We start from the raw sequence: 18191 nt of genomic DNA on the forward strand, positions 1-18191 counted from the left end.
AACTGCGACGGTGCTCACACTTGGCCGTATTGCTGCCCATGGCGCAGCCAGCGGTCGAGCAGCGGGCTGACGTGGTCCGGCCAGCGCTCCAGCAATGCCTGGGCGGCGTCGCGCACGGCGGGCAATAAATCGGCATCACGCATCAGGTCGGCGACCTTGAATTGCAGTAGGCCGGTCTGGCGCGTGCCGAGCATTTCGCCGGGGCCGCGCAGTTCGAGGTCCTTTTCGGCGATGACAAAACCGTCGTTGGTTTCACGCATGATACCGAGGCGTTGACGACCGATTTGCGACAGCGGCGGATGGTAAAGCAGCACGCAATGGCTGGCCGCGCTGCCTCGACCGACACGGCCACGCAACTGGTGCAATTGCGCGAGGCCGAGGCGTTCAGGGTTTTCGATGATCATCAGGCTGGCGTTCGGGACGTCGACGCCGACTTCGATCACGGTGGTCGCAACCAGCAGTTGCAGGTTGCCGGCCTTGAATTCGGCCATCACGGCGGCTTTTTCCACCGGCTTCATGCGGCCGTGGATCAGCCCGACCTTCAACTCGCCGAGGGCGGCGGTGAGGTCTTCGTAAGTGGTTTCGGCGGCCTGGCAGGTCAGCTCTTCTGACTCTTCAATCAGCGTGCACACCCAATAGGCCTGACGCCCTTCGGCACAGGCGCCGCGCACCCGTTCGATGACTTCAACGCGCCGGGTGTCGGTGATCAACACGGTGTTGACCGGGGTCCGGCCGGGCGGCAGTTCGTCGAGGATCGAGGTGTCGAGGTCGGCGTAGGCGCTCATGGCCAGCGTCCGCGGAATCGGTGTGGCGGTCATGATCAGTTGATGCGGACACATGCGCCCGCCGACACCTTTCTGTCGTAACGCCAGACGCTGCTGCACGCCGAAGCGGTGTTGTTCGTCGATGATCACCAGCGCGAGGTTCTTGAACTGCACTTCCTCCTGGAACAACGCGTGAGTGCCGACCACCATGGGTGCGCCATTGGCGATCTGCTCCAGCGCGGCCACGCGGTTTTTGCCCTTGAGCTTGCCGGCCAGCCACGCGACTTCAATGCCCAGCGGTTCGAGCCAGCGCTTGAAGGTGATGAAGTGCTGCTCGGCGAGGATCTCGGTGGGCGCCATCAGCGCGACCTGGTAACCGGCCTCCAACGCCTGAAGCGCGGCGAGGGCGGCGACCACGGTTTTACCGGCGCCAACGTCGCCCTGAATCAGCCGCAGCATCGGTTCGTGCTGGCTCAGGTCGTAGGCGATTTCGTTGCCGACCCGTTGCTGTGCGCCGGTCGGTGCGAAGCCCAGATTGGCCAGGTACTTGGCCGGGAGTTGGGTGGCTTTTGGCATGGCCGGTGCGCGCAGGGAACGCATGCTTTCCCGCAGCCGTTGCTGGGACAGTTGATGGGTCAGCAACTCTTCAAAGGCCAGGCGGTGCTGCGCCCAGTGATGGCCGAGGGCGAGTTCATCGACGTCGGCATCGGCAGGCGGGTGATGCAGGTAGCGGATCGCATCGGCCAGCGGCGCGAGTTGATAGTCACGAGCGAGTTCGGTCGGCAGCCAGTCGGGCAGGCTGGTCGGGCCGAGCATGGTCAGGGTTTGCATGCACAGTTGGCGCAAGCGCTGCTGGGTCAGGCCTTCGGTGAGCGGGTAGACCGGGGTCAGGGTTTCGTCCACCGGCGGTGGCTCGTCGCCGGTAATGGCGCGGTATTCCGGGTGGTAGATTTCCAGACCCGACGCACCGGGCCGCGCTTCGCCGTAGCAGCGAATCCGCGTGCCGCGTTTGAGGCCTTCTTTCTGTGCATTGCTGAAATGGTAGAAGCGCAGGCTGAGCCCGCCGGTGCCGTCTTGCAGGCGCACGACGAGGCTGCGGCGACGGCCCATGACCACATCGGCGCCGCTGACGGTGCCTTCGATCACGGCGTCTTGCCCCGGTCGCAAATGGCCGATCGGGACCACGCGAGTGCGGTCCTGATAGCGCAGCGGCAGGTGAAACAGCACGTCCTGAAGATTCTCCAGGCCGACCTTGGCCAGCTTCTCGGCCATGGCCTCGCCGACACCCTTGAGTGCCGTCACCGACACTTGCGACAACTCGGTCATGACAGCAACTTACGCCGCCACCACCGGCACGGACGGCTTGGCCACCGAGCACAGGCGAATGGAGTCAGCGAGGATTTCAATCGCCTTCGGCCGCGGGAAGCTGGCGCGCCAGGCGATGGCCACGGTGCGGAACGGCACCGGCGGCGTCAATGGGCGCACTTCGATCACGCCGGGGGCGTAGTGATGGCTGTCGACGGCCGACAGCGGCAGGATCGAGATGCCGAGGCCGGAAGCGACCATGTGGCGAATGGTTTCCAGGGAGCTGGATTCCACCGTGGTGTGTTTGGCGCCGTCGTTGCCTTTGGTCAGGGTCGGGCAGGCTTCCAGCACTTGATCGCGGAAGCAGTGGCCTTCGCCGAGCAGCAGCAGGCTCTTGTCGTTGAGCAGGCTGGCGTCAATGGATTCTTTTTGCGTCCACGGGTGCTGGGCCGGCATCAGGACGTAGAACGGCTCGTCGTAGAGCTGCAAGGTCAGGACGTCGGCTTCGTTGAATGGCAGGGCGATGATGATCGCGTCGAGCTCGCCGTTGCGCAGTTTGTCGCGCAGCACGTGGGTGAAGTTTTCTTCGATGTACAACGGCATCTGCGGGGCGACCCGGTGCAGTTGCGGAATCAGGTGCGGGAACAGGTACGGGCCGACGGTGTAGATGGCGCCGACTTTCAGCGGGGCAGTCAGCTGGTTTTTACCGGCCTGGGCCAGTTCGCGGATGCCTTGGGCTTGTTCCAGGACTTTTTGCGCCTGGGCCACGATGCCTTCGCCGACCGGAGTCAGGCGCACGGCGCTCTTGCTGCGCTCGAAAATCAGCACACCGAGTTCGTCTTCAAGCTTTTTCACGCCCACCGACAGGGTCGGTTGACTGACGTGGCAACGCTCGGCCGCATGGCCGAAATGCTGCTCTTGGGCGAGGGTAACGATGTAGCGTAATTCTGTGAGAGTCATAGCAAGCGTCCATGAAGTTGCGCGCCAAGCATAACGGCTGCAATCGATAGACGCACGTTATCAGAGTGAGTGTGTTGAGTGACACTGGGTAATGCGTGTTTGCCGCTGGCAGATACGCGAAAGGCACCTTTCGGTGCCTTATCGCGGACATTCCTGCTGGGGGAGAACCCTGTGGGAGCGAGCTTGGCTCGGTATTGCTTCTAGCGGCGGCGTTTGTCTATGGAATACAGGAACGGGGCCGTGATTTCGATAGTGCCGTTGGTGAGCATGTCAGCCGGTGGCTTGGGCAGCGGCTGGGCGTCACGGATCATTTGCAAGGTGGCGCGGTCCAGATCGGAATTGCCGGAAGGGCTCTCCAGTTGGAATGACAACACATTCCCTTGCGCATCCACGACAAAGCGCAAACGGTTCACGCCTTCCTTGTTCCGCAGCCGTGCAGCGTCCGGGTATTTCTTGTGTTTGGCGAGGTGAGCGAGCAATTCGCTTTGCCAGCTGGCCTTGGCAGCCTGCTGCGCCGGCGATGGACCCGGTGCCGGTTGTGCGGATTGTTTGGTAGGCGCCTGAGTCGGTTGTGCGTCGCTCGGTTTAGCCTCGGACGGCTTTTCCTTCGGCGGCTCCGGCTTCTTTTCCACGGGCTTGGGCGGTTGCGGCTTGGGCTTGGGTTTGACCGGCTTGGGCACGGCAATCTCGGCTTTCGGCGCCTCAGCCAGTTTCGGGATCGGCAGTTCTTCCACCGGGGCCGGTGGCTGCGGCGGCGTGATGACCTTCGGCGGCGCGGGCGGTGGCGGCGCCGGGACCGGTGCCAGCTCAACCATCATGGCCTGCGGCGGCAGCTCAATCGGCGGGCGCGACGTCCAGTTCAGCGCCAGCGCGATGGCCAGTGCATGAACGCCCAGCACCACGGCCAGGCTCGCGCTGTAACGCGTCAGCTTATGGCGCGTCGTGATCATTTCTTGACTGCCGACTCGAGCCCGACCAGACCCACCTTCAGGTAACCGGCGGAGCGCAGGTTATCCATCACGCTCATCAGGTCGCCGTAATCCACGCCTTTGTCAGCCTGGAAGAAGATCGTTGTGTCTTTCTTGCCCTTTGTCTTGGCGTCCAGTGTGGCGCCGAGGGCTTCGGCCTTCACTTCTTCTTCGCCGAGGAACAGGCGCTGGTCAGCCTTGACACTGAGGAACACTGGTTTTTCCGGACGTGGTGCCGGTTTGGCGGTGGAGGCGGGCAGGTCGACCTTGATGTCCACGGTGGCCAGCGGGGCGGCCACCATGAAGATAATCAACAGCACCAGCATCACGTCGATGAACGGCGTGACGTTGATTTCGTGGTTCTCGGCCAGATCGTCGTCTGCGCCTTCTCTCAAATGCAAGCCCATGGCTGATTACCCTACTTTGACCATGTGCGGTTGCGTGGAGCGCTCGGTGGTCGGCAGGTGATCGAGGTCACGGCTGACCAGCAGCAGGACTTCAGCCGAAGCGTCGGACACTTGAGCCTTGTAACCGGCAATGGAGCGGGCGAAGACGTTATAGATCACCACGGCCGGGATCGCTGCCACCAGACCCAGCGCGGTCGCCAGCAGGGCTTCGGCGATACCGGGCGCCACGACAGCGAGGTTGGTGGTCTGGGTTTTGGCGATGCCGATGAAGCTGTTCATGATGCCCCACACGGTGCCGAACAGACCCACGAACGGCGCGGTGGAACCGATGGTGGCGAGGACGCCGGTGCCGCTGCTCATGTTGCGACCGCACGCCGCTACCAGGCGCTCGAGACGGAAGGCAACACGTTCCTTGATGCCTTCTTTTTCGCGGCTGTTGACCGACAGGCGCATCTCTTCCAGGGCGTCATGCACCAACAGGTTGGCGAGGGTGCCTGCCTTGGTAGCGGTCGCGCTGGCTTCTTTAAGGGTGGTGGCTTTTTTCAGGTGGACGATTTCGCTGCGCAGACGACGCTTGGCGCCCATCAGTTCAAGGCCCTTGGCGATCCAGATGGTCCAGGTGATGATCGAAGCAATGGCCAGACCGATCATCACGATTTTCACGATAATATCGGCGTTCTGGTACATGCCCCACGGCGACAGGTCGTGGGCCATGCCCAGGGAGTTGTCGGCTTCGAGCACTTCAGGAACGTCCGCAGCGTCAACCGCCTGAGCCGGATCGGTCGCGGCTGGCGCGGCGACAGGGGGGGCGTGATCGGCGGGTGCAGGAGTCGCGGCGGCAGCCGGCGCGGCAGGTGCTTGTGCGTCAGCGAATGCGGCGGTCGGCGCGAGCATCAGGCTCAGCAGCAGAGCGGCCACTGCGCTCCAGGCGCGAGGTCGTTTGGTTGGCGAAGCGGAGAATTGATTGCGTGTCATGCTGGCCGGACCTGAGAGAAAAAGACGGTTAATGTTCTTCCAGGCCTCGCGAGGCCGAGAACAAAAGTGGCGTGCATTATTGCAATTAATTCTTGTTAACAAAAGTAATAGAGTCTCTTTTTTTCCTGCATTACTAGCCGCTCGTCTTGTGTCGGCGCTAGTCTGCGGCTTTCCGATAGGAGTTTTTCGATGTCCACACCCTCAGTTTTGATCGCCGGTTGCGGTGATGTCGGCAGTCGCCTGGCCGCGCAATTGGTGGCTGGCGGGTGGGAGGTCCATGGCCTGAGACGTGACGTTTCACGCCTGCCCGAGGGCGTCATTGGCGTTGCCGGCGACTTGTTCAAAGAGGACTGTCCCGAGACCTGGCCCATCGGTGCGGTGGATTACCTGGTGTATTGCGCGGCGGCTACCGATCACGATGAAGCCGGTTATCGCGCTGCGTATGTGCAGGGCTTGGAGCATGTGCTGGAGTGGCTGAGCGACTACGGCCAAGTGCCAGAGCGACTGCTGTTTGTGTCCAGCAGCAGTGTGTATGGCCAGCAGGAGGGTGAATGGGTCGATGAGACTTCGCCGACCATTGCCACCGGCTATTCAGGTCGTTTGATGCTGGAGGCTGAGCGGGTGGCACTGCAAAGCGGCATCCCGGCGAGCATTCTGCGCTTGACCGGCATCTACGGGCCGGGCCGCGAATGGCTGCTGACACAGGTTCGTCGCGGTTATCGCGTGGCAGTCGATCCGCCGTTGTACGCCAACCGTATTCACGCCGACGATGCGGCGGGGTTGATGGCGTATTTGCTGGAAGCGGATCGTCGTGGTGTGGCGCTGGATGACATTTATATCGGCGTCGACGATGCGCCTGCACCGTTGGCCGAAGTGGTGGGCTGGTTGCGCGAGTATCTGGGCGTGACGGAGTGGGATGAAGACTCGAGCGTGCGGCGCACGGGCAGCAAGCGTTGCAGTAATGCGCGGGCCAAAGCCTTGGGTTGGACACCGAAGTACCCAAGCTATCGCGAAGGTTATGCCGCCATTCTCGAAGGCCGCAGCTGACTCCCAGTGACCACAAAACTGTGGGAGCGACGGTGCGACCTGTTCGCGAAGGGGCCATAACATTCAACATTTCTGTTGGCTGTTAAACCGCTATCGCGAGCAGGTCGCACCGTCGCTCCCACATTTGATCTTCGTTGTAGCTGAGATCGGGTTACTGCTTTTCCAGCAACCATTTGCGGTCGCCCGGGGTGAACTGCGGCATTTCGTCAGCCTGTGCGGTGTTCACCGCCTGGAAGATTTCCAGCTCCTTGCCCTTGCGCGCAAAGATCCAGGTGTTGCCTTGGCCGTTCAGTTGCAGCCACATGTTGTCGTTGCCGCCGCTCATCGACGCGCAATCGCCCGCCAGGCACAAGGCATAGCGGTCTGCGCCGGGCAGGCCGGCCACCTGGCCATCAGCCTGGAATTGCACGGTATTGCCTTCGCCCTGACCGCTGACAATATTCCAGTTGCCACCCATGTACGCCGTATACAGCGCACGTTCGAAGGTCGCACCCACCGGCGCACCTTCCGGTACCTGGATCTGCGCGCGGTCGAAAACCTGGGCAGGTTCGTTATCGAGTGCAGCCTGGCGCAGTTGCTTGCCGTCGCGTTTCAGCTCACTGCCGGAACTGCCGTAAAACTCGATCTTCCAGGCGCCGGACTCTTCGCCCAGCAGCTTGCCGTCGACATTTTCAAAACCGTTGGTATAGCGGGCCTGACCGGCCTTGGTGTTGACGTCCCATTCCAGATTCGGGCCATAGGCCTGGAGCGCTTCGCGCAGGGGAGCGCCTTTGGCTGCAGTGTCAATCGCCACCTGATTGATCCAGGTGCCGCTGATGTCACGATCGGCAGGGTTGCTGGCACAACCGCCCAAGAGTAGGGCGACCAGCGAGAGGGCTAGCGCATGGCGCATGGTGGAATCCTTTCAAGACAAGATCGGCGCAGCCTTTAAGAGGGCTGCGCCGGACGCATTACTCGATGACCAGAATGGCATCCATCTCAACCTGCGAACCCTTTGGCAGGGCAGCCACGCCGATGGCGGCGCGGGCAGGGTAAGGCTGGTCAAAGTACTTGCCCATGATCTCGTTGACCTTGGCGAAGTGGCTCAGGTCGGTGAGGAAGATGTTCAGTTTGACGATGTCTTTGAACGAGCCACCGGCCGCTTCGGCCACGGCTTTGAGGTTCTCGAACACCTGGACAGTCTGGGCTTCGAAGCCTTCAACCAGTTCCATGGTTTTTGGGTCCAGAGGAATCTGACCCGACATGTAAACAGTGTTGCCAGCCTTGATCGCCTGGGAGTAAGTACCGATGGCAGCCGGGGCCTTGTCGCTGGTGATAACAGTCTTGGTCATGAATGACTCCTTGTAAGAGTGGGCTTTACGCACGCATGCGGGTGATGCGAATCACCCCGGTCAAGGCACGCAGTTTCTTGATCACGCGAGCCAGGTGCACGCGGTCGTGCACGCTGACCACCAGTTGGACCACGCTGATGCGACCATCGCGTTCGTCCATGCTGATTTTTTCGATATTGCCGTCGGCCGCGTTGACGCTGCTGGCCAGCAGGGCGATCAGGCCGCGCTGATGTTCCAGCTCGACGCGCAGCTCGACGTTGAATTCGCCGGTGACATCCTTGGCCCACGAGAGCTGGATGCATTTTTCCGGGTTGTGGCGGATTTCGCTGATATTGCGGCAGTTGTCCAGGTGCACCACCATGCCTTTGCCTGCGGACAGGTGGCCGACAATCGGGTCGCCCGGGATCGGCGTGCAGCACTTGGCGTAACTGAGGACCAGACCTTCGGTGCCGCGAATCGCCAGCGGGCCTTCCGGGCTTGGCAACTGTTCGCCTTCGCCAAGCAGGCGGCGGGCGACCACGTACGCCATGCGATTGCCCAGGCCGATGTCTTCCAGCAGGTCTTCGATCAGTTCGAGGCGGTACTCGGCAAGCATCGCCGTAACACGCTCTGGCTGGATTTTTTCCAGCGAACTGTCGAAGCCGTTCAGCACCTTGTTCAGCAGGCGTTCGCCGAGGCTGATGGATTCGGAGCGGCGTTGCAGTTTCAGTGCATGGCGGATGTGTGTCCGCGCCTTGCCAGTGACCACGAAGTTGAGCCACGCCGGGTTCGGCCGCGCACCGGGAGCGCTGACGATCTCGACCGTGGAGCCGCTTTGCAGCGGTTCGGACAGCGGTGCGAGACGACGATTGATCCGGCAGGCGATGCAGCTGTTGCCCACGTCGGTGTGCACCGCGTAAGCGAAGTCGACCGCCGTGGAGCCTTTGGGCAGCTCCATGATCCGGCCTTTGGGCGTGAACACGTAGACCTCGTCCGGGAACAGGTCGATCTTCACGCTTTCGATGAATTCCAGCGAGTTGCCGGCGCGTTGCTGCATTTCCAGCACGCCTTTGACCCACTGGCGGGCGCGGGCATGCGTGCCTTTTGGCTGCTCGTCGCCGCTGGATTTGTACAGCCAGTGGGCGGCGATGCCGTTGTTGGCCATCTCTTCCATTTCACGGGTGCGGATCTGGATCTCGATCGGAACGCCGTGCATGCCGAACAACGTGGTGTGCAACGACTGATAGCCGTTGGCCTTGGGGATCGCGATGTAGTCCTTGAAGCGACCCGGCAACGGCTTGTACAAATTATGCACAGCACCCAGCACGCGGTAGCAGGTGTCGACCTTGTCGACGATGATCCTGAACGCATAGACGTCCATGATCTCGTTGAAGGCCCGACGCTTGCCGCGCATTTTCTTGTAGATGCCGTAGAGGTGTTTCTGGCGACCGCTGACCTCGCCCTGAATGCCGTCGACGGCCAGGCAGTGGCTGAGGGACTCTTCGATCTTGTTGACGATTTCCTTGCGGTTGCCACGGGCGCGCTTGACGGCCTGGTTGATCCGCGCGGAACGCATCGGGTGCATGGCCTTGAAGCCGAGGTCTTCGAATTCTATGCGGATGGCGTGCATGCCCAGCCGGTTGGCAATGGGCGCATAGATTTCCAGGGTTTCCTTGGCGATCCGCCGGCGCTTTTCACCGGACAGGACTTCCAGCGTGCGCATGTTGTGCAGGCGGTCGGCGAGCTTGACCAGGATCACGCGAATGTCGCGCGCCATGGCCATGGCCATTTTCTGGAAGTTTTCGGCCTGGGCTTCGGCTTTGGTCTCGAAGTTCATCTGGGTCAGTTTGCTGACCCCGTCGACCAGTTCGGCCACGGTTTCACCGAACTGCGCTTGCAGCGCTTCTTTGGCAATACCGGTGTCTTCGATCACGTCATGCAGCATCGCAGCCATCAGGCTCTGATGGTCCATGTGCATGTCGGCAAGAATATTCGCCACGGCAAGAGGGTGCGTGACGTACGCCTCACCGCTACGGCGGCGTTGACCGTCGTGAGCTTGTTCGGCGTAGAAGTACGCTCGGCGAACCAGGTTGACCTGGTCCTTGCCGAGGTAGGTCGATAAGCGATCGGCGAGGGCGTCTATGCTCGGCATGATAACTCCTGCCGTTCGCTGTGACCCCGCGCCGTGCTACGTCGACCAGGCATAGGCTTAGACGGCCTCGTTGGACTCGTCCTCGAACGCTGCGAACAGCGGTTCGTCTTCGACGATTTCAGCGTTGGCGATGAACTCGTAGCTCATCAGGCCTTCAGCGATTTCACGCAGCGCTACAACGGTAGGCTTGTCGTTTTCCCACTGTACCAGTGGCTCTTTGCCGCCGGTGGCCAGTTGACGGGCACGCTTGGTGGACAGCATGACCAGTTCAAAACGGTTTTCCACGTGGTTCAGGCAGTCTTCAACGGTTACGCGGGCCATGGTATTCCTCGGAGCGAATGCAATATGCGCGCTGCCCGGGTGGGCGAGCGGACTGAACAGTTTAAAAAATCACCAGCGATTAGGGAAGCGCTGATTTTTTGACCAAGCCCTTCAACGCGCTGCAAGTACCAATGTAAAGCCCTTGCAGCGGTTTTGGGAAGTGCTGTTTAGCCGAGCAATTCAGCCAGCAACCTGCCGAAACGCACCTGTTGGCGCTTCTGTTGCAATTGATTGGCACGGAAAATCGCCTTCAGGTCATCCAGCGCGTGGGAGAAATCGTCATTGATGATCAGGTAGTCGTACTCGACATAGTGGCTCATTTCGTTGACGGCTTCGCGCATCCGGCCGGCAATGATCTCGTCGCTGTCTTGGCCACGGTTGGTCAGGCGCTGGTGCAAGGCTTGCAGCGATGGCGGCAGAATGAAGATCGAGCGCGCCTGGGGCATCAGCTTGCGCACTTGTTCTGCGCCTTGCCAGTCGATTTCCAGAATCAGGTCATGGCCTTCGTCCAGCGTCTGCTGCAGATGGCTTTGCGAGGTGCCGTAGAAGTTGCCGAATACTTCGGCGCGCTCCAGGAAATCACCGTGCTCGCCCATTTTCACAAAGGCTTCGCGGGTCACGAAGTGATAGTTCACGCCGTCCACTTCACCCGGACGCATGGCGCGGGTGGTGTGGGAAATCGATACGCGAATCTCCGGGTTGGTGTCGGTCAGAGCCTTGACCAGGCTGCTCTTGCCCGCGCCCGAAGGGGCGGAAATGATGTACAGGGTGCCGGTGCTGTGGGTCATGTCGGGTTTGCCTTACTCAATATTCTGCACTTGTTCGCGCATCTGCTCGATCAACACTTTGAGGTTGACCGCCGCTTGGGTGCTGCGCGGGTCGAAGGCTTTGGAGCCCAGTGTGTTGGCTTCGCGGTTGAGCTCCTGCATCAGGAAGTCCAGGCGCCGACCAGCAGCGCCGCCGGATTTGAGCACCCGGCGAACTTCGATGATGTGAGTGCTCAGGCGATCCAGTTCTTCGGCGACGTCGCTCTTTTGCGCGAGCATGACCATTTCCTGCTCCAGACGCTGCGGGTCGAGGTCGGCCTTCATGTCGGCGAAGCGGTCGAGGACTTTCTGGCGCTGGGTGGCGAGCATCTGCGGGACCAGTTCGCGCAGGGTGACGACGTCTTCCTCAATGGAGGTCAGGCGATCGTTGATCAACCGCGCCAACTCCGCGCCTTCGCGCTCGCGACCGGCCTTGAGTTCTTTCAGGCCTTCGTTGAACAGCGCCAATGCTTCGGCATTCAAGGCTTGCGGGTCGGTGGCGTCGCCTACCAGCACGCCAGGCCACGCCAGCACTTCCAGCGGGTTGAGCGCCGCAGGGTTCTTGATCAGGCTGGCAATCGTCTCGGCAGCGGCGACCAATTGCGCGGCGCGCTCGCGGTCCACTTGCAGTGGTTTGTCGGTGTTTTCTTCGGTGAAGCGCAGGGTGCATTCAAGCTTGCCCCGGGAGATGCCTTGACGCAGGGCCTCGCGGACCGCGCCTTCGAGATCCCGAAAGGATTCCGGCAGGCGCAAGTGCGGCTCCAGGTAGCGGCTGTTGACCGAGCGCAGTTCCCAGCTCAGGGTGCCTTGGGTGCCGGCTTTTTCTACGCGGGCGAAGGCGGTCATGCTGTGCACCATGGAGGTACCTCGCAAGTCGGGTTTGCGTTACCAAAGGTTTCGCGGACCCGATATCTGTGAATTAAAGCCGACAGGCAGCAAAGGCGCAGGATTGTAGCGCAGTGGGGCAGATGCGCCCAAACACACGGTGTGACAAAGGGCTGCAGGCCGTCGGTAAAGCGCTGTTCAGGGCCTTCGGTCGTCGAGCGGATTTTTTAGAAGTGCCCACTCGTGGCCTGCCGCTCTATAATGCTCCGCAGTTTTCCGTCCCCCGTACAGGTATTCCCTATGAAACGTCCAAGTGGTCGCGCTGCCGATCAGCTCCGCTCGATCCGCATTACCCGCAACTACACCAAACACGCCGAGGGTTCTGTGCTGGTCGAGTTCGGTGATACCAAAGTCATCTGCACCGTCAGCGTCGAAAACGGCGTGCCGCGTTTCCTCAAAGGCCAGGGCCAGGGCTGGTTGACCGCCGAATACGGCATGCTGCCGCGCGCCACTGGCGAGCGTAACCAGCGTGAAGCGAGCCGTGGCAAGCAAGGCGGCCGTACCCTGGAAATCCAGCGTCTGATCGGTCGTTCCCTGCGCGCTTCGCTGGACATGTCCAAGCTGGGCGATGTGACCCTGTACGTCGACTGCGACGTGATCCAGGCTGACGGTGGCACTCGCACCGCGTCCATCACCGGCGCCATGGTTGCACTGGTCGATGCCTTGAAAGTGATCAAGAAACGCGGCGGCCTGAAAGGCGGCGACCCGTTGAAGCAAATGATCGCGGCCGTTTCCGTGGGCATGTACCAGGGCGAACCTGTGCTCGACCTCGACTATCTGGAAGACTCGGCTGCCGAGACCGACCTGAACGTGGTGATGACCAGCACTGGCGGTTTCATTGAAGTTCAGGGCACTGCCGAAGGCGCACCGTTCCAGCCTGAAGAGCTGAACGCTATGCTGGAACTGGCGAAGAAAGGCATGACTGAAATCTTCGAGCTGCAAAAAGCTGCACTGGCCGACTGATCGGACCCGCTTCAACCAAGGAGGACGTTATGAGTGATGAGCAAGAGCTGCTTCCCATCCCGAGCAAAGAGGCTCGACAGTGGGCGATGTTTTGTCACTTGTCCGCCTTGCTGGGGATCTGGATTCCGTTTGGCACGTTGATCGGCCCGCTGATTCTCTGGCAGATGAAGCGTGAGATGGACCCGTTTGTCGATGCACAGGGCAAGGAGGCGCTGAACTTTCAGATCACCGTCGCCATTGCCTCGGCCATCTGCTTTTTGCTGATGGTGGTGATTATCGGGTTCTTCATGTTCGGTCTGGTGGCGATTGGCGCGTTGGTGCTGACAATCATTGCGGGCGTGAAGGCTAACGAAGGGTTCCCTTACCGTTACCCATTCACCTGGCGGTTGATCAAATAACGACCAGCGCTGATTTTCCCCTGTGGGAGTGAGCCTGCTCGCGATTGCGGTCTGACATCAGAGTTCATGTCGCCTGACACGCCGCTATCGCGAGCAGGCTCACTCCTACAGAAAAAGCCAAAAATCAGCGCGCACAAAAAAGCCGACAGTGATGTCGGCTTTTTTGCATCTGCGAATTCACGCTTAGATAGTCAGCGTCCAGTCGTAGTCCACGATCAGCGGTGCATGCTGCGAGAACCGTGGCTGACGTGGCAGGCGCGCGCTACGAACAAAGCGGCGCAGGCCCGGGGTCAGCAACTGGTAGTCGAAACGCCAGCCCAGGTTGAGCATCTCCGCCTGTTCGTTGTCCGGCCACCAGCTGTACTGGTCGCCTTCACGGCTGACTTCACGCAGGGCATCAACATACCCCATGTTGCCGACAATCTCGTCCATCCAGGCACGTTCAGGTGCCAGGAAGCCCGGGGATTGCTGGCTGTCGCGCCAGTTCTTGATATCCAGCTTCTGTTGCGCCACGTACAGCGAGCCACAGTAAATGTACTCGCGACGTTTGCGTCGCTGTTTATCCAGATAACGGGCGAAGTCGTCCATTAGCTTGAACTTCTGGTTCAAGTCTTCATCGCCATTCTGCCCCGAAGGGAGCAGCAAGGTCGCGATGCTGACCTTGTCGAAATCGGCTTGCAGGTAACGCCCGTAGCGGTCGGCCGTCTCGAAGCCGAGACCGCTGATGACTGCCTTCGGTTGCAACCGCGAATACAAAGCCACGCCACCCTGGGCAGGAACTTCGGCTTCGCAGGCATAAAGGAAGTAGCCATCCAGTTGGAAGGCTGGATCGTCCAGTTCAAAGGCGGAGGCGCGGGTGTCCTGCAGGCAGATGACGTCGGCATTCTGTGCTTGCAGCCAACTGAGCAAACCACGCTCGACTGCAGCCTGAATACCATTGACGTTCACACTGATGATCCGCATAAATGGCCCCAAAAATCGCGTGCGTGTATGATACACGGCGTCAACCTAATTAGCTAAATCCGTGGTATTTGGGGTTTTTTCATGCAAGCGTATCAGCGCGATTTCATTCGTTTTGCCATCGATCGCGGCGTTTTGCGCTTCGGTGAGTTCACCCTGAAGTCCGGGCGCACCAGTCCTTACTTCTTCAACGCTGGCCTGTTCAACACGGGTTCGGCCCTTGCGCAGCTGGGTCGTTTCTACGCGGCAGCCATCGTCGAGAGCGGTATTTCGTTCGACGTACTGTTTGGCCCGGCCTACAAAGGCATCCCGTTGGCGGCAACCACGGCAGTGGCCCTGGCTGAACACCATGACCGTGACCTGCCATGGTGCTTCAACCGCAAAGAGGCCAAGGCCCACGGCGAAGGCGGCAGCCTGGTCGGCGCACCGCTGACCGGCGACGTGCTGATCATCGACGACGTGATCACCGCCGGCACCGCGATTCGTGAAGTGATGCAGATCATCGCTTCCCAGGATGGCGCCAAGGCCAAGGGCGTGCTGATCGCCCTGAACCGTCAGGAGCGTGGCAACGGTGAGTTGTCGGCGATTCAGGAAGTGGAGCGTGATTTCGGGATTCCGGTGATCAGCATCGTTTCGCTGAACCAGGTGCTGGAGTTCCTGGCTGACGATCCGCAGCTCAAGCAGCATTTGCCTGCCGTAGAAGCCTACCGCGCCCAATTCGGCGTGTAACCCCGTCCCTTTGTGGGGGCGAGCCTTTGTGGCGAGGGAGCTTGCTCCCGCCGGGCTGCGTAGCAGACCCAAGAATTTTGTGAGTGCTGCGCACTCAAGCGGGAGCAAGCTCCCTCGCCACAAAAGATGATATGCCGCAGGGATCGCAGGCAAAAAAAGACCCCGCTCAGCCTGGCTGAGCGGGGTCTTTTTGTATGTGCCGCTTAAGGACGCTTGCGATTACTGATCAGCGTACCCACACCGGTATCGGTGAAGATTTCCAGCAGAATCGCATTCGGCACCCGGCCATCAATGATCAACGAGCTGCCGACGCCGCCCTGAACCGCTTCCAGCGCGCAACGGATCTTCGGCAGCATGCCGCCGTAGATCGTGCCGTCAGCGATCAGCTCGTCGACCTGCTGGGTGGTCAGGCCGGTCAGCACGGTGCCCGACTTGTCCATCAGGCCAGCGATGTTGGTCAGCAGCATCAGCTTCTCGGCTTTCAGCGCCTCGGCGACTTTACCGGCCACCAGGTCGGCGTTGATGTTGTACGACTCGCCGTTCTCGCCAACGCCGATTGGCGCGATCACCGGAATGAAGTTGCCTTTCACCAACAGGTTCAGCAGCTCGGTGTTGATCCCGACCACTTCGCCCACCTGACCGATGTCGATGATTTCCGGTTGGGTCATCTCCGGGGTCTGGCGGGTGACGGTCAGTTTCTTCGCGCGAATCAGCCCGGCGTCTTTACCGGTCAGGCCGATGGCGCTGCCGCCGTGACGGTTGATCAGGTTGACGATGCTTTTGTTGACCTGACCGCCGAGAACCATTTCCACCACGTCCATGGTCGCGGCGTCAGTGACGCGCATGCCGTCGACAAAATGGCTCTCGATCGACAAGCGCTTGAGCAGGTCGCCGATTTGCGGGCCGCCGCCGTGAACCACGACCGGGTTGATGCCCACGGCCTTCATCAAGACGATGTCGCGGGCGAAGCCGGTTTTCAGCTCCTCGCTTTCCATCGCGTTGCCGCCGTATTTGATCACCAGCGTCTTGCCGACATAGCGGCGAATGTAAGGCAGCGCTTCGGACAGGACCTTGGCGGTGTTGGCGGCGGCTTCGCGTTCGAGGGTCATTCAGGGCTCCGGGTGCTTCGTTAAATCAAAACGGTAATTGGAGATCAGGTGCAACACGTTTCAGCTGGGTGTGGAACACGTCCTTGATGCGCTGCAATTCAGCCTCATCATCGGCCTCGAAACGCAGCACCAGCACCGGTGTGGTGTTGGAGGCGCGCACCAGGCCCCAGCCTTTGGCGTAGTCGACTCGCACGCCGTCGATGGTGGTCAGGTCAGCGCCTTCGCCCCACTTCGCATCGTGCAGTGCATCAATGATGCTGAATTTGCTCTCTTCGGTCACATGGATATTGATTTCCGGCGTAGAAATATCGTTCGGGAAGGTCGCAAACAGCTCTTCCGCGGTGGATTTTTCTTTGCTGAGGATCTCCAGCAGACGCGCGGCGCTGTAAATGCCGTCGTCGAAGCCGAACCAGCGTTCCTTGAAGAAAATGTGCCCGCTCATTTCGCCGGCCAGCAACGCGCCGGATTGTTTCATTTTCTTTTTGATCAACGAGTGACCGGTCTTCCACATTAGCGGCCGACCGCCATATTCCTTGATCAGCGGAACCAGGCGGCGGGTGCATTTGACGTCGAAGATGATCTCCGCGTCCGGGTTGCGCGCCAACACGTCGCGGGCGAACAGCATCAGCAGGCGGTCTGGGTAGACGATGCTGCCGGTGTTGGTCACGACGCCAACGCGGTCGCCGTCGCCGTCGAAGGCCAGGCCGAGGTCGGCGTTGGTTTCCTTGACCTTGGCGATCAGGTCGACAAGGTTTTCAGGCTTACCCGGGTCCGGGTGGTGGTTCGGGAAGTTGCCGTCGACGTCGCAGAACAGCGGAATGACTTCGCAGTTCAGCGCTTCGATCAACTGTGGGGCGATCACGCCGGCCGCACCGTTGCCGCAGTCGACCACGACTTTCAGGCGACGGGCCAGTTTGATGTCCTGGACGATTTCGGTGTTGTAGCGGTCGAGGATCTCGACCTTGGTCACGCTGCCCTTGCCGCTGCTCAGGTTGTGGGTCTTGAGGCGGTCGTGCAGGGCCTGGATCTGTTCGTTGGCCAAGGTGTCGCCGGCGATGACGATCTTGAAGCCGTTGTAATTCGACGGGTTGTGGCTGCCGGTGAGCATCACGCCCGATTTGCCGGCCAATACGTTGGCGGCGTAGTACAGCGCCGGCGTCGGCACCAGGCCGACGTCGCTGACGTGGCAACCGGCATCGGCCAGGCCTTTGATCAGTTGTTCGACCAGCTCCGGGCCGGACAGGCGGCCGTCGCGACCCACGGAAACGTTCGGTTCGTCCTGAGCCAGGCTTTGGGCGCCGATGGCGCGGCCGAGCCAGTAAGCGGTTTCAGCGTTCAAGAACTCCGGGACGGTGCCGCGAATGTCGTACGCACGGAAGATGCTGTCGGGAAACTTGGGGGCGACTTGGGCGGGGGTGTTCATCTGTAGGAATGCTCCATCTCGAAAGTGGCTGTACCTGCCTGCGACAAATGCATCGGCCGGCTCAAACTGAAGGGTATGACGGCGTTTTCCGCGGAGAGTTCGTGGTGCGAAAAGGCCATGCCACCGGGATTAGCGGAACCTGGGACGGCCAATGCCTTGATTTTCGGCGGTAAACCTTCCAGATGAACGTTGTAATTCAGTGCCAAACCAGTGGGAGCGAGCAAGCTCGCTCCCACTGGTTTTCTATCGGATCAATGGCTGCCGGAATGTCCGAAACCGCCCGTGCCGCGCTGGGTTTCGACGAACTCTTCAACCATCTCGAAATGCGCTTGAACCACGGGCACCAGCACCAATTGAGCGAGGCGCTCGCCAACGACCATGGTGAATTCGGTCTGGCCACGGTTCCAGCAGGACACCATCAACGGGCCCTGGTAATCGGAGTCGATCAAGCCGACCAGGTTGCCCAGCACGATGCCGTGCTTATGGCCCAGGCCAGAACGCGGCAGAATCAGTGCCGCCAGGCCCGGATCGCCGATGTAGACCGACAGGCCGGTCGGAATCAGCACGGTTTCACCCGGCTTGATCACGATGTCTTTTTCCAGCATGGCGCGCAGGTCGAGGCCGGCGGAGCCTGGGGTGGCGTATTGCGGCAGCGGGAATTCGGTTCCGATGCGAGGGTCGAGGATCTTGGCTTGCAAAGCGTGCATGT

General features: G+C 60.7%; 18 protein-coding genes and 1 pseudogene. 4 read left to right on the forward strand and 15 right to left on the reverse strand.

Annotation, left to right across the window (positions count from 1 at the left end):
- Nucleotides 1-14 precede the first annotated feature (14 nt).
- The 5 genes from recG to exbB form a co-directional block, all read right to left on the reverse strand.
- Complete coding sequence (gene recG / locus D882_RS0128300; protein ID WP_027926340.1) at nucleotides 15-2090, reverse strand: ATP-dependent DNA helicase RecG; 2076 nt, start codon at nucleotides 2088-2090, stop codon at nucleotides 15-17.
- Between the two features lie 9 nt (nucleotides 2091-2099).
- Nucleotides 2100-3029, reverse strand: coding sequence for a hydrogen peroxide-inducible genes activator (locus D882_RS0128305; protein ID WP_027926341.1), 930 nt, complete (start codon nucleotides 3027-3029; stop codon nucleotides 2100-2102).
- A 200-nt stretch (nucleotides 3030-3229) separates the two neighbouring features.
- Nucleotides 3230-3979 (reverse strand): energy transducer TonB, encoded by a 750-nt coding sequence (locus D882_RS0128310; protein WP_027926342.1) that lies wholly within the window; start codon nucleotides 3977-3979, stop codon nucleotides 3230-3232.
- Nucleotides 3976-4404, reverse strand: coding sequence for a TonB system transport protein ExbD (gene exbD, locus D882_RS0128315; protein WP_027926343.1), 429 nt, complete (start codon nucleotides 4402-4404; stop codon nucleotides 3976-3978). The genes D882_RS0128310 and exbD overlap by 4 nt, the downstream gene beginning before the upstream one ends.
- A gap of 6 nt (nucleotides 4405-4410) precedes the next feature.
- The gene (gene exbB / locus D882_RS0128320; RefSeq protein ID WP_027926344.1) at nucleotides 4411-5379 is read right to left on the reverse strand and encodes a tonB-system energizer ExbB; all 969 of its coding nucleotides are present in this window, start codon (nucleotides 5377-5379) and stop codon (nucleotides 4411-4413) included.
- 189 nt (nucleotides 5380-5568) lie between these two features.
- On the opposite strand from exbB, the gene D882_RS0128325 reads away from it, so the two are divergent.
- A complete protein-coding gene (locus tag D882_RS0128325) occupies nucleotides 5569-6426 on the forward strand; it encodes an SDR family oxidoreductase (protein ID WP_027926345.1) in 858 nt (285 codons plus the stop codon).
- 151 nt (nucleotides 6427-6577) lie between these two features.
- On the opposite strand, the gene D882_RS0128330 is transcribed toward D882_RS0128325, so the two are convergent.
- The 6 genes from D882_RS0128330 to D882_RS0128355 all read right to left on the reverse strand — a co-directional run bounded on the left by D882_RS0128330 (nucleotide 6578) and on the right by D882_RS0128355 (nucleotide 11873).
- Nucleotides 6578-7318 (reverse strand): hypothetical protein, encoded by a 741-nt coding sequence (locus tag D882_RS0128330; RefSeq protein ID WP_027926346.1) that lies wholly within the window; start codon nucleotides 7316-7318, stop codon nucleotides 6578-6580.
- A gap of 58 nt (nucleotides 7319-7376) precedes the next feature.
- On the reverse strand, nucleotides 7377-7757 hold the full coding sequence (locus D882_RS0128335) for a RidA family protein (RefSeq protein WP_003229509.1): 381 nt from the start codon (nucleotides 7755-7757) through the stop codon (nucleotides 7377-7379).
- A 25-nt stretch (nucleotides 7758-7782) separates the two neighbouring features.
- A complete protein-coding gene (gene spoT / locus D882_RS0128340) occupies nucleotides 7783-9888 on the reverse strand; it encodes a bifunctional GTP diphosphokinase/guanosine-3',5'-bis pyrophosphate 3'-pyrophosphohydrolase (RefSeq protein WP_027926347.1) in 2106 nt (701 codons plus the stop codon).
- Between the two features lie 57 nt (nucleotides 9889-9945).
- Entirely contained in the window at nucleotides 9946-10209 is a 264-nt protein-coding gene (rpoZ, locus tag D882_RS0128345; RefSeq protein WP_007894670.1) for a DNA-directed RNA polymerase subunit omega, read from the reverse strand.
- A 167-nt stretch (nucleotides 10210-10376) separates the two neighbouring features.
- Nucleotides 10377-10997: a guanylate kinase gene (gene gmk / locus D882_RS0128350; RefSeq protein WP_027926348.1), complete on the reverse strand. Its 621-nt coding sequence runs from the start codon at nucleotides 10995-10997 to the stop codon at nucleotides 10377-10379.
- A gap of 12 nt (nucleotides 10998-11009) precedes the next feature.
- A complete protein-coding gene (locus D882_RS0128355) occupies nucleotides 11010-11873 on the reverse strand; it encodes a YicC/YloC family endoribonuclease (RefSeq protein ID WP_027926349.1) in 864 nt (287 codons plus the stop codon).
- 267 nt (nucleotides 11874-12140) lie between these two features.
- On the opposite strand from D882_RS0128355, the gene rph reads away from it, so the two are divergent.
- Both rph and D882_RS0128365 read left to right on the forward strand, forming a co-directional pair.
- Nucleotides 12141-12863 carry a ribonuclease PH gene (gene rph, locus D882_RS0128360; RefSeq protein WP_010465211.1) on the forward strand — a complete coding sequence of 241 codons (723 nt, stop codon included), beginning with the start codon at nucleotides 12141-12143 and terminating at the stop codon, nucleotides 12861-12863.
- 29 nt (nucleotides 12864-12892) lie between these two features.
- Nucleotides 12893-13261: a DUF4870 domain-containing protein gene (locus D882_RS0128365; protein ID WP_027926350.1), complete on the forward strand. Its 369-nt coding sequence runs from the start codon at nucleotides 12893-12895 to the stop codon at nucleotides 13259-13261.
- Nucleotides 13262-13444: 183 nt separating this feature from the next.
- Here the strand turns inward: D882_RS0128365 and D882_RS0128370 are convergent, their stop codons facing one another.
- A complete protein-coding gene (locus D882_RS0128370) occupies nucleotides 13445-14224 on the reverse strand; it encodes an exodeoxyribonuclease III (RefSeq protein ID WP_007934608.1) in 780 nt (259 codons plus the stop codon).
- 81 nt (nucleotides 14225-14305) lie between these two features.
- Here D882_RS0128370 and pyrE point away from each other — a divergent pair, with 81 nt between their 5' ends.
- Nucleotides 14306-14950 (forward strand): orotate phosphoribosyltransferase, encoded by a 645-nt coding sequence (pyrE, locus tag D882_RS0128375; RefSeq protein WP_027926351.1) that lies wholly within the window; start codon nucleotides 14306-14308, stop codon nucleotides 14948-14950.
- 203 nt (nucleotides 14951-15153) lie between these two features.
- Here the strand turns inward: pyrE and argB are convergent, their stop codons facing one another.
- From argB to dut, 3 genes and pseudogenes are all read right to left on the reverse strand, one after another.
- Entirely contained in the window at nucleotides 15154-16059 is a 906-nt protein-coding gene (gene argB, locus D882_RS0128380) for an acetylglutamate kinase (RefSeq protein ID WP_027926352.1), read from the reverse strand.
- A 25-nt stretch (nucleotides 16060-16084) separates the two neighbouring features.
- Nucleotides 16085-17461 (reverse strand): annotated as a pseudogene (locus tag D882_RS0128385) (phosphomannomutase/phosphoglucomutase); the annotation flags it as partial.
- 272 nt (nucleotides 17462-17733) lie between these two features.
- Entirely contained in the window at nucleotides 17734-18189 is a 456-nt protein-coding gene (gene dut, locus D882_RS0128390) for a dUTP diphosphatase (protein WP_027926354.1), read from the reverse strand.
- Nucleotides 18190-18191 lie beyond the last annotated feature (2 nt).

Origin of the sequence: Pseudomonas sp. URMO17WK12:I12, assembly GCF_000514395.1 — a bacterium.
In the GTDB taxonomy this organism is placed as follows: Bacteria; Pseudomonadota; Gammaproteobacteria; order Pseudomonadales; family Pseudomonadaceae; genus Aquipseudomonas; species Aquipseudomonas mucoides.